Source organism: Desulfobacterium sp. N47 (assembly GCF_051233685.1).
Classification (GTDB): Bacteria; Desulfobacterota; Desulfobacteria; order Desulfobacterales; family RPRI01; genus RPRI01.
In genome coordinates, this window is sequence record NZ_JBAMMY010000227.1 from 1 (window position 1) to 10,784 (window position 10,784).

Annotated in this window: 10 protein-coding genes and 1 tRNA gene; 5 read left to right on the forward strand and 6 right to left on the reverse strand. The window is 37.2% G+C overall.

The features are described 5' to 3' along the window. Positions 1 to 156 precede the first annotated feature (156 nt). Complete coding sequence (locus VXK47_RS14835; RefSeq protein WP_435549567.1) at positions 157 to 588, forward strand: M48 family metalloprotease; 432 nt, start codon at positions 157 to 159, stop codon at positions 586 to 588. Between the two features lie 124 nt (positions 589 to 712). Here the strand turns inward: VXK47_RS14835 and VXK47_RS14840 are convergent, their stop codons facing one another. The 4 genes from VXK47_RS14840 to VXK47_RS14855 all read right to left on the reverse strand — a co-directional run bounded on the left by VXK47_RS14840 (position 713) and on the right by VXK47_RS14855 (position 5,036). Beyond that, positions 713 to 1,951: a hypothetical protein gene (locus VXK47_RS14840; RefSeq protein WP_435549568.1), complete on the reverse strand. Its 1,239-nt coding sequence runs from the start codon at positions 1,949 to 1,951 to the stop codon at positions 713 to 715. Further along, positions 1,938 to 3,065, reverse strand: a complete 1,128-nt coding sequence (locus VXK47_RS14845; protein ID WP_435549569.1) for an SPFH domain-containing protein — start codon at positions 3,063 to 3,065, stop codon at positions 1,938 to 1,940. Before VXK47_RS14845 ends, VXK47_RS14840 begins: the two co-directional genes overlap by 14 nt. 65 nt (positions 3,066 to 3,130) lie before the next feature. Then, complete coding sequence (locus VXK47_RS14850; RefSeq protein ID WP_435549570.1) at positions 3,131 to 4,834, reverse strand: HD family phosphohydrolase; 1,704 nt, start codon at positions 4,832 to 4,834, stop codon at positions 3,131 to 3,133. Between the two features lie 125 nt (positions 4,835 to 4,959). Next, a tRNA-Arg gene (locus VXK47_RS14855) sits at positions 4,960 to 5,036 on the reverse strand. A gap of 163 nt (positions 5,037 to 5,199) precedes the next feature. On the opposite strand from VXK47_RS14855, the gene VXK47_RS14860 reads away from it, so the two are divergent. From VXK47_RS14860 to VXK47_RS14875, 4 genes are all read left to right on the forward strand, one after another. Next, on the forward strand, positions 5,200 to 6,096 hold the full coding sequence (locus VXK47_RS14860; RefSeq protein WP_435549571.1) for a sigma-70 family RNA polymerase sigma factor: 897 nt from the start codon (positions 5,200 to 5,202) through the stop codon (positions 6,094 to 6,096). A gap of 88 nt (positions 6,097 to 6,184) precedes the next feature. Then, positions 6,185 to 7,897 (forward strand): tetratricopeptide repeat protein, encoded by a 1,713-nt coding sequence (locus tag VXK47_RS14865; RefSeq protein WP_435549572.1) that lies wholly within the window; start codon positions 6,185 to 6,187, stop codon positions 7,895 to 7,897. 44 nt (positions 7,898 to 7,941) lie between these two features. Next, positions 7,942 to 8,691: a hypothetical protein gene (locus VXK47_RS14870; protein WP_435549573.1), complete on the forward strand. Its 750-nt coding sequence runs from the start codon at positions 7,942 to 7,944 to the stop codon at positions 8,689 to 8,691. A gap of 71 nt (positions 8,692 to 8,762) precedes the next feature. Beyond that, positions 8,763 to 9,932 carry a deoxyguanosinetriphosphate triphosphohydrolase family protein gene (locus tag VXK47_RS14875; RefSeq protein ID WP_435549574.1) on the forward strand — a complete coding sequence of 390 codons (1,170 nt, stop codon included), beginning with the start codon at positions 8,763 to 8,765 and terminating at the stop codon, positions 9,930 to 9,932. Positions 9,933 to 9,969: 37 nt separating this feature from the next. On the opposite strand, the gene VXK47_RS14880 is transcribed toward VXK47_RS14875, so the two are convergent. Beyond that, complete coding sequence (locus tag VXK47_RS14880) at positions 9,970 to 10,296, reverse strand: TRL domain-containing protein (protein ID WP_435549575.1); 327 nt, start codon at positions 10,294 to 10,296, stop codon at positions 9,970 to 9,972. Between the two features lie 31 nt (positions 10,297 to 10,327). After that, a complete protein-coding gene (locus tag VXK47_RS14885) occupies positions 10,328 to 10,621 on the reverse strand; it encodes a TRL domain-containing protein (RefSeq protein ID WP_435549576.1) in 294 nt (97 codons plus the stop codon). Positions 10,622 to 10,784 lie beyond the last annotated feature (163 nt).

Genomic DNA, 10,784 nt, shown 5'->3' on the forward strand with positions numbered 1-10,784 from the left:
ATAGCTACTTTTGCCTTAAATGCTGCTCCATGATTTCTTCTTAATGTCTTCATTTACCTGCTGCTCCTTTCTGTAATTGTAAGTCAATTTAGAGCAGCTTTACCACTTAAGCAACTGTGCAGTTTTTCCGGGCCACCGCTGCGCAACTGGCAAGGAGTGCTTTCACATGAAATAGCTCATGTCGTAAGAAGCCACCATCTCAAAATACTGCAAAAATCCCAGCTGCTGGATTTTGGTGCGGGCTTGCTCAGCAAAAAATTAGGCAGGGATAATCAGGTGATTCAGAAAGTAATTGGCAGCGGTGCCGAAGTTTGCGCACGCAGTCTGGATAAAAGCGCCGAGTTTGAAGCCGACCGCATGGGAGTTGTGCTGACCGCCAGGGCCGGATATGAGCCTTATGGTTTGCCTGAAGTACTGCAAATTATCGGGCAAACAGGCAAGGATGAAAGCAGTGTGGCCTTGCTTTTCAAAACCCACCCGCATCCTGATGACAGATTGGTAAAACTGGATGATGCGGTTGGCAGCAGGCTGGATAATATTAAAGACGGCAAGACACTAAGCGAGAGGTTTTATCATTTAAAGAACTAAAAACAAGCAAGGCATCATCGAAGACATTTAACAAGTTTTCTGAGGTTAGAATACGTAACCATCCCCAATTACAAAACTAAGCTATCGGAATATTATTATGACATATGCTATATATCGTAGCTGATCATAGGTTCTCCGATGTTTTAAGCGCGGATTCATTTACTGCCATCTTGTATTTCGGCTGAATTAAATCAAAGCACTCCTTTTTGAAAGGAATATATAACAGATAAAAATTTCCGGGAGTTATTTTTATATCAGGCAACAAGGGAAAATAATCTTTTTTAGGCTTAATAAAATCTGCCAATACTATTTTAATACTTTCTATTGCTTCTTTAACCGGCAGAGTTACAGGGTGCATGGCAGCATCCGGTACTTTTTTCGTGATCTCATCAAGAGGTTGTACAAGCGTAAACTGTGTTGCAAGACGGATAAAATGCTTCGCACGAAGCTTGAATGCAGGAATCCAGAACTTAAAAGATATCTCTTTCCAGCTCTTTTGTACAACTTTGGGAAGATTTGCTGTTTTTACAAGGTCGGCATATGAGTCAAGCGCTATTTCCGATACAGCGGCTTTAATCTGCCAGAAAGGAAGAAATAATAAGTCTTTGCCTGTTTCAGGAAAATAGCCGAAATTAATCTTTTCCAGTTTTTTAAAATTTGCCCGCCATGCCGAATTACAGTTTTTGCATAAAAGAACAAGCGAATCTTTTTCACCGGACAGGTTCCACCCGCAGTCCGGACATATGGCTGGTATGAATTTGATTGTCCACTCGGGTTTTTCCGTTACAAATAAATTAGTATCAAAATCTTTTGGGAGTACTTTTCCGATTGGTTTATCAAGTACGCCGTCCCAAAGCATATTATTCTTCAGATAATAGGGCGAATAGATAATACTTGCCGTTTCACCTATGAAAGATTGAATGGCGGGTTGATCTGAGCCTTTTGCGCAGAATCGCTTTTCCGTTATACATAATATGTCATCTAAAGAAAGATCGGGTTTTAGAAATTTTCCTTCATATTCGGGAAGGGCGAATTTAAGCTTAAGCGCCTGTGAACGAAATCCCAGAGAAACCGGAAGTATGGTCGAATTTATTCCCTGGTGGCTTATATCTATAAATCTATAATCGGTTTTATCCGGATAAGCTGAAAAAAGGGTTCCTTTAAATCTCCAGTATGGAAAATATAAAGAAGAATTAATATCTTTGTTCTTATGCGGCAATATATATCGAAAGCAGGCGTCCTCTATAAGAAAAGAGTTTACACGGCAATACGGGCAGGAAATAAGTCTGTCCGTCTCTTCCAGAACGGCGGGTGCGCCGCACTGAGGACAGGAATGATCTATGCTGATATTAAAGCTTTTCACCGCACATATTGCAAAAAACTGATTCCGTCAGATTTTTGCCGCCGCATTTTTTACACAAATTTGGTTTTTCTTTTTGTTCTGCCGGTTGTCCGCAACGGGGACAGAAATTGGAATTTGGAGTAAGATTTTTACCGCATTTTCGGCAACGGATGAGAACAAGCTGCTGATGGCCGCAGTATGGGCAGAATTTCGCATCCGAAGAGATCGGATGGCTGCATTCCATACAATTTATTACTTCTTTTAAGTTTTCATTATCCGAGGGTTTATTGTCCGGCAAAAAATATTTTGAAAACATTGCAGGCATCATCATACCCATACCCATTCCCATACCTGCTGAAGTTGCGCCTGTTTCGGAAGCTTTCTCGATAGACATTGCCGCTTTCATCTGCATCAATTTATTCATATCGTCAAATAGTTCCATGCGGCTTTTGTCATCTATTGCCTTCTGTACTTCAGGAGGAGGAGTAATTGAATTTATGTAGATATCAGCAAGACCAAGCCCGAAACGGCCAAAATCGCTTTTTAAGCTTTTTGCGAGTCCATCCGCAATGTCGTTATACTTTGCAGGCAGGTTTAATATGGAATCAAGGGTTTCTCCCATATAGTCATTGAATCTTGAAACAATCACACTGTTAAGATAATCTTCTATTTCAGATGCAGTAAAGATGCCCTGTGTTCCGACCATGCTGTTTATAAAAAGAACAGGCTGTAAAACCTGCATACTGAATATTCCGAAAGCTCTGAGCCTTACAAGTCCCAGTTGTGAATCCTTGAATGCAACAGGGTCTCTTGTGCCCCATTTCAGGTTTATAAAAATTTTTAAGTTTACAAAATATACCTCAGCCCGAAGCGGGCTGGTCATGCCCCATGGGATGCTTGCCAGTTTTGTAAGTACCGGTATATTTGCGGTTTTTAAGGTATGCCGGCCCGGACCAAAAGCATCAATTGCTTTTCCTTTGTAAAAGAATACTCCGGCCTGACTTTGTCTTACGGTAAGCTGAGCACCATATTTGATTTCTCCCGAACCTGTTTCAGGTATTCGGTGGACAAGTTCATTTCCTGTCTCATCAAACCATTCAAGGTTTTCCAAAAAGATTATGTTATTTGTTCCCATAAATTATTACGCCCCTTTTAGAACTAAAAGACCTTTGCTTAGTAATGCATTTATACGCAAAATTCTCAAGAAAGTTTTCTGTCAGCCTTGCAGTCAGCTTCTTTTATAATGAATTTTTCAAATAGCTTTTTTTCGATGAAAAGGTCATAAATATCAGGATCAATAACATTATCTTTTTTCATAGTATTCATTATTTTAAGGGCCTGTTTTACATTCATTGGTTTTTTATAGGGCCTGTCTTTTGCTGTCAGAGCTTCAAAGATGTCTGCAATAGCTATTATGCGTGACTGTAACGGAAGTTCTTCTTTTGTAAGAGCTCTGGGATAACCGGAACCATCTAACTTTTCATGATGACCCGATGCGTATTCGGGAACTCTCACAAGTTTTCTCGGAAAAGGCAGCTGGCTTAAAATCTTGTATGTAACTGCGGCGTGATTTTCAATGATTTTGCGCTCTTTTACTGTAATGGAACCCTGTCTTACAATCAGATTTTCAAGCTCATTCTCGGAAATATACGGGTGTTTCTTATTTTTGAAAAGGTAAGTTTTGCCGGCTATTTCCTTTATTTTTTTAACATCGTCTTCCGAGAGAATCTCTCCGGGAATATTTGCTGCTTTGATTAATTCAAAATCATTTTCAAGATTTTTCAGTTTTTCGTTAAGTTCCGAATCAAGCATAGCAAGCTTTTTTTCATTTTGTGAATGCTTTATCTTAATTTTAAGATAATCGTTTTCAAGTATTTGAGCTATAAGATTAAATCTGGTTTCAAGAAGATTTATGCGATCAAAAACAGTTTGAAGCTTGGTGCTTTTATCAATTATATATTCAGGAGTAGTAATTTTACCCACATCATGCATCCAGGCTGCTATACGGATTTCTTCGAGCTCATTTTCATCAAAATTTATGCTGCTGAATTGTTTTTTCTTTGATCTGTTTATCGTTTCTGCTATCATTGCTGACAAATCAACAACACGGTTTATATGTCCCCATGTGTATGGAGATTTTTCATCTATTGCTGTTGCTATAGTCTTGATGAAAGAATAAAAGAGATCTTTTAAGTCCTTAATAAGCTGTGTATTGGTTAAGGCAACCGCAGCCTGGGAGGCAAGGGATGCAGTTTCGTCAATATATTCTTCCGGAAATGCTATTGCTTCTCCTGTCTGCGGATTCTTTGAATTCAGAAGCTGCAAAACACCAATGATGTCATTTTCATGGTTTCTTAAGGGTATGACAAGCATGGATTTTGAGCGATAGCCGGTAGATGCGTCGTATTTCATAGGCCCTGTGAAATCAAAACCTTCGGCTTCATACACATCAGGTATATTTACAATTTTACCTGTTATTGCCACATGCGATGATACGTTTGAGTGGTTTTGTTTTCCATCCATAAAAAGAGGGACGTTCGGAAGATCAATTTTAACACCGCTTGTTCCGCCCATCCTGATATCTAAAGTGTCATTTTGCAAAATTTTAAAACAAAGATTTTTATTTTCTTTATCAATGATATAAAGCGTACCTGCATCAGCATTTGTCATCTTTCTTGCGTCAGCAACTATCATCTCAAGAAGTTTATCAATATTTTTTTCACTTGATAAAGCAAGACCAATTTTTGCGTCTTGTTTGATATGCGCAATTTGTTCTTCAGCGTAATGTTTAACCTCGGAAATAACTGATGTTAAAAGGTTGTTTAGTTTCTGGTCCTTAGAGAGTATGTTGATTTCTGAAAGGGAAGTTCTGGCTTCATTACCTTCGCCATATGAAAAGGCCATGTTTGAACTCCGTTAGCTCCCAAGATTAATTAGATTAATTGCAGATTGCATAATTATGAAATCATGATAAAATATTAATAAAATAAACAAGGACGTATCAAAAAATAATAAACAAGGGCAAAGGATGGCGCGCCTGACAGGATTCGAACCTGTGACCTACGGATTAGAAGTCCGTTGCTCTATCCAGCTGAGCTACAGGCGCATGGTTTGCACTGTTATCATACCAATTTTTATATGTCTATAAAAAAATGATACCGATGCAAAGTATATATAAGACGTTAATGAGCCGGAAATTATTATATCATAACAAATGTTTCAACGGACCAATTGAAAATATTACTATTCTATAAAAGGTATTTTTATAAATGACAAATGAAAATAAAAAAAAAGACCGGAGTTCACAAAAAGCTATAGTAAAATATGATCCTTTACAGCGTTATATGATGGAAGTAAGCAACCATAATCTTCTGTCGAGGGAAAGAGAGTACGCTCTTGCAGTAAAAGTTTTTGATCATGATGATAAAGATGCGGCATATGAAATTGTTACATCAAATCTCAGGCTGGTTGTAAAAATAGCTCTTGAATTTCAGAGGATTTGGATGCAAAATCTTCTGGATCTTATACAGGAGGGCAATATTGGTCTCATGCAGGCTGTAAGAAAATTTGATCCTTATAAAAACGTGAAATTTTCATATTATGCTTCATTCTGGATTAAAGCGTACATATTGAAATTTATAATGGATAACTGGCGGCTGGTGAAAATAGGAACTACCCAGGGCCAGAGAAAGCTGTTTTTCAAGCTTAAAAAGGAGAAACAGGATCTCATTGATCAGGGATTTGATCCAAAGCCCAAGCTTTTATCCGAAAGACTGGGAGTTACCGAGAAGGAAATTGTTGATATGGATCAAAGACTTGACGGGTGGGATGTTTCCCTTAATACCCCGTTATCGGATGATTCGGATTCTGAAAAAATTGAATTTATCAGCTATGATTCCGATTCTGCCGAAGAACAGGTTGCTAAAAAGCAGATGGATAACCTGATATACAGCAAAATAGATGAATTCCGTAAACTGATGACGAAAAGAGAAAATGAAATATTTGATCTCAGGATATTTTCAGACAATCCTGTTACTCTTCAGGAAATAGGTGACCGCTACGGTATATCAAGAGAGCGTGTTCGTCAGCTTGAGAAAAATATAATTACTAAAATGAGAGAGTTTATTAAAGAAGAGCTTCCGGATCTGATCTCATACCTGACATAAAAAAATTATAAAATCAGCCTGGCTTTACAGCATAATTAATCGGCCTCACGGTTTGTGGCTTGGAAGTGGCAGCAAGGAATCATTTTAAATGACAAATAATTTTACAAAATTCATTACTATAATTTTCCTTCTGATGGTTTTTTCAGGATGTTCTTTCCCGTTTATGAATTCATTCTCAAAAGCAAAAATCAAAAGCGATAATTATGTTCCTGAAAACAAGTATTATTTTTTTACAGAATCACAAATATTAAAAAATAAGGGTGATACCAAAAAAGCAGTAATATATATGGAAAAAGCGCTCAAGCTTGATCCGGAGTCGCTTTTTTTAAAAGGGGAGCTGGTTAATTTATACATTCAGCAGAAAGAAAACAATAAAGCCTTAGCAATAGTAGAAGATGTACTTAAAAAAGAACCGGAAAACATAGGCGCTCTCATACTGTTTGGAAAGATAAAGCACTCTCTTAATAAAATTGATGACGCCAAAAAAATATATGAAAAGATTGTGGAGGGAAAACCCAAAGAAAAGAACATATATTTGTTGCTCGGCAGTATTTATATTGATGAAAGGGAGTATGATAAGGCTATTGAACTCTTTGAACAGCTAGTGAATAATTTTCCTGATTACTATCTTGGTTATTTCTATCTTGGCAAGATTTATGGAGAAAAGGGCAACTTGGCGGAAGCAGAAAAGAATTTAAAAAAAGCGATTAAGTTAAAGCCTAATACTGATGAGCTGAACTTTGAGCTTATAAATATATATAAGCTAAGGGGCGAAAAGGAAAAAACAATTCAACTATTAGAGGAAATGGTAAAAAACAGCCCTGATAACATAAGGGCGGCCCTTGATCTTGGTCTGTTTTATAAAAAGAACAACATGAATAAAAAAGGCGAAAAAATTTTAATGAATCTTGGTGAAAGGAGCCTTACAAATTTTGATGTTGTACTTAATCTGATTCAGTTTTATCTCAATCCGCATAATTATGATGATGCTATAATAATTCTTAGAGATATGCAAAAAGGCGCCCCTGAAAATTACGATCTGCATTATCTTAGCGGCCTTTCCTTTTTGGCAATAAAAAATGATGATAGCGCTCTCGAAGAATTTCGTAAGGTTAAAACCGATTCAAAGTTTTATTTCGATGCGGTTTTCAGAACTTCGCTTATTTACCAGAGCAAAGGTATGAGCAAGGAAGCTATTTCCTTTATTAAAGATGTTATAGCAAAAGATCCGGCAAATCCTAATTTTAAATATTTTCTCAGTTTGTTTTATGAAGATCTTAATGACTATGAAAAAGCGGAAAAAGCACTGCTATCAGCTATAGAAAAGGATCAGAATGATCCGATGTTTCATTTCCGCCTTGGAGTTATTTACGATAAATGGGGGAAGAAAGATAAGTCTATTGAACAGATGAAAATTGTTATTAAGATTGATCCTAAAAATGCTGATGCCTTGAATTATCTCGGTTATACATATGCTGATATGGGAGAAAATCTCAATGAAGCTGAACAACTTATTTTAGAAGCACTGAAATACAAACCGGGTGACGGATATATAACCGATAGTTTGGGATGGGTTTATTTCAAGAAAGGTCTTTATCCCAAGGCTGTGGATATTCTGAAAAAAGCCGTAGATCTTGTTCCGGAAGACTCCGTTGTTCTTGAACATCTTGGGGATGCTTACCAGAAAAACAATGATACCAAAAATGCTTTGGAAACATACAAGCGTTCGCTTAAGTTCAGAAAAGAAGATAAGGAAGTATTGATAAAAAAAATTCAGGAGATTTCAGGCAAAGGGCTTTGAAAAATATGAAGAAAGTCTTTTGTTGTTTTTTTTTGCTGTTTATTATGCTTGTTTTTTCGTCATGTGCCGGTCTTTCGGGTTTGATTTTTAATAAAAGCACAGGACATGACGAACCTTCTCTTATTACTCCCGAAGCAAATCGTCTTTTGGTTGCACTTTACAATAAGAACCGTGAAATAAAGACGTTTAAAGGAACAGGGCGTATGAACCTGTCGAATAAAAATTCAGAAGTGATTTCAGCTGATATTGCATGGGTAGCTGAAAATAATGATAAAATTTACATAGCTGTCCGTGGAATTTTGGGACAACCCATAGCAGGCATTGCAACTGACGGAAAATATGTTTATTTTGCTTCACATACGGAAAAAGTATTTCATAAAAAACGCTCTGATAATGCCGACCTTAAACGATTTATTTCCATTCCGATAAAGATAAAAGATATTATTTTATTTCTATCCGGGCGCTCGCCTGTCTGCGCTTTCGATACTGCATCAGCAGAAGAAATTGAAGGCAAAGGGATTGTTCTTGTTTTAAAGAATAAAGCTGCAGAACTAGTCGAAAAAATATATTTTGATAATGACGGTAAGAATGTTATGCAGATTGATATGTTTGATTCCGGAGATTTGCTTTACCGTGTTTTTTTAAATGATGAAATGCTTGTTAAAGAATATCATATTCCATCAAAGCTTATCATTTCAGATGAACCCGGCAATTATTTTAAGCTTGATATTAACAGGTACTGGGCTGATGAACCTGTGTCTTCCTCTGTTTTTGTGCTGAAGCCTCCGGAGTAAAAGGTATAGAAAAAGCAATGTTTTTAGTACAGACCGCAATTATCAAATCGGGATGGAGAAGATAATCTAAAATGGCGAAAAATGGTGAAGACACTCTTGATTTAATAAAAATGGCCTTAAACAAAAGAGAAGAAGATTATCTTTCTCCTCTTGCAGTATTAAGCTCAAAATGTCTTCGGCGGGGATATGAAGAGGGAAGAGATCTTAGTTACAGACAGGATTTTGCTACAGATGCCGACAGGATACTACATTCGCTTGCCTATACACGCTACATCGACAAAACCCAGGTATTTTACCTTATAGAAAATGATCATATAACACACAGAGTTCTTCACGTTCAGTTAGTGTCAAAGATTGCAAGGACCATAGGCCGGTTCCTGGGATTAAATGAGGATTTAATAGAAGCAATATCTTTAGGCCATGATATAGGTCATACCCCCTTCGGGCATGACGGTGAAAAGTTTCTGTCGGAACTTTGCATGGAAAGAGAAATAGGGCATTTTTTGCATAATGTTCAAAGCGTCCAGTTTCTTGACAAAGTAGAGCGAAAAGGAAAAGGGTGGAATCTTTCGCTCCAGACACTTGATGGAATTTTGTGCCATGACGGTGAGATTCACAATCAAAGCCTTTCACCTCAAAGGATGAAAGATTTTGATAAGCTGGAGCAGGAAATTGCAATCAAGAAAAATAATCCTGCTACAAAGCTGATGCCTATGACACTTGAAGGCTGTGTGGTTCGAATAGCAGATACCATAAGCTATATCGGGCGCGATATAGAAGATGCAATAAGATTAAATATTATAAAAAGAGAAGATCTTCCTGGTGAATGCGTTGAAATACTTGGCAACACCAATGGAACAATAACATACAATCTTGTTACAGATGTTATTAAAAACAGTTTCCAGAATATAAGTATTGCATTCAGCCCCGAGGTTTCGCAAGCATTAAAGAAAATAAAAGCATTCAATATGGAAAGGATTTATCTTAATCCTGAAATTAAAAAGCATATGAGCCTTATAAAAAAACTTTTCAGGGTGCTTTTTGAAAAATATATTTTTGATATAGAAAAAGAAAACAGACAGTCTGCAATTTCTACCAGCTTTTTAAAGGATATGTCGAAAGATTATACCGATAATCATAAGAAAGAAGAAATAGTAAGAGATTTTATAGCAGGAATGACTGATCAGTATTTCCTGCGGCAATGCCCGGAAGATATGAGGCCTGTTCCTGAAATAAGATGAGATGATAATAAGATGGCTTCTTATTCAGCTTTTTATTTCATTTTCCATAAACATGAACGGTGTACTGGTTCCAGAGACCTAAAATGCTTAATGTCTCTATATCGGCAAAATATATTTCATTCAAGCCGCTTTGTTTGGCAATGTCTCCTATGGCGTTGCTGTGCCATTTTATATCCATATAATAATGAATGTGTTTTATATTGCCATCCGCACTTGCGGCAGGCCCTATGGGCGTTTTGTCTGCATTTATATCCAGAGGGGTAGTAATATGCGTATAAATAATACCTCTTGGAAGCGGGTGCATACATGCCGTCAATGCCGGGGCGATCAACAGTATTGCAATGTAAAAACGAATGCCTTTCATGAATGGGATATCCTTTCTTCCGGATTACCGTTTAATCACCATAGACGATTGTCGTATTACTGCAATAAAGCCCCAAAAGGATACTGACGGATTGCTGGTCCATATGATTGATCACGGATATATTACCGTTTCGGGCCGCAGCCGCCGTACTCGCATCACCCCAGGCCACCAGCCATAAAATTGAATGAATACTTGCTTCTCCAACTTTATTTCCGAGAACTGTCTTATTAAGATCAGTATCATAAGGAGTCCTGACGTTAACATATGCACATCCGGAAAAGGCGACCATCAGGGCAATTATAAGCGGCCATGTAATCCTCTTCATTATTTCCCTCCGCAAAAAGATAATAGTCAATGCCGTTGAATTAAGAAAAAGTACTTGCAAATATTCATATAATGAGCTAATTTATTTGTAAAATCTGAATATCTTCAACCAAAGATTTTATCCGAAATACTGCTCTTTCCTTCAAAAACTTAATTGCATTCTT

Coding starts and splice junctions, on each gene's coding strand:
- VXK47_RS14880 (WP_435549575.1), bottom strand. CDS start 10,296: ATGAAAGGCATTCGTTTTTACATTGCAATACTGTTGATCGCCCCGGCA.
- VXK47_RS14875 (WP_435549574.1), top strand. CDS start 8,763: ATGGCGAAAAATGGTGAAGACACTCTTGATTTAATAAAAATGGCCTTA.
- VXK47_RS14845 (WP_435549569.1), bottom strand. CDS start 3,065: ATGGGAACAAATAACATAATCTTTTTGGAAAACCTTGAATGGTTTGAT.
- VXK47_RS14860 (WP_435549571.1), top strand. CDS start 5,200: ATGACAAATGAAAATAAAAAAAAAGACCGGAGTTCACAAAAAGCTATA.
- VXK47_RS14870 (WP_435549573.1), top strand. CDS start 7,942: ATGCTTGTTTTTTCGTCATGTGCCGGTCTTTCGGGTTTGATTTTTAAT.
- VXK47_RS14865 (WP_435549572.1), top strand. CDS start 6,185: ATGACAAATAATTTTACAAAATTCATTACTATAATTTTCCTTCTGATG.
- VXK47_RS14885 (WP_435549576.1), bottom strand. CDS start 10,621: ATGAAGAGGATTACATGGCCGCTTATAATTGCCCTGATGGTCGCCTTT.
- VXK47_RS14850 (WP_435549570.1), bottom strand. CDS start 4,834: ATGGCCTTTTCATATGGCGAAGGTAATGAAGCCAGAACTTCCCTTTCA.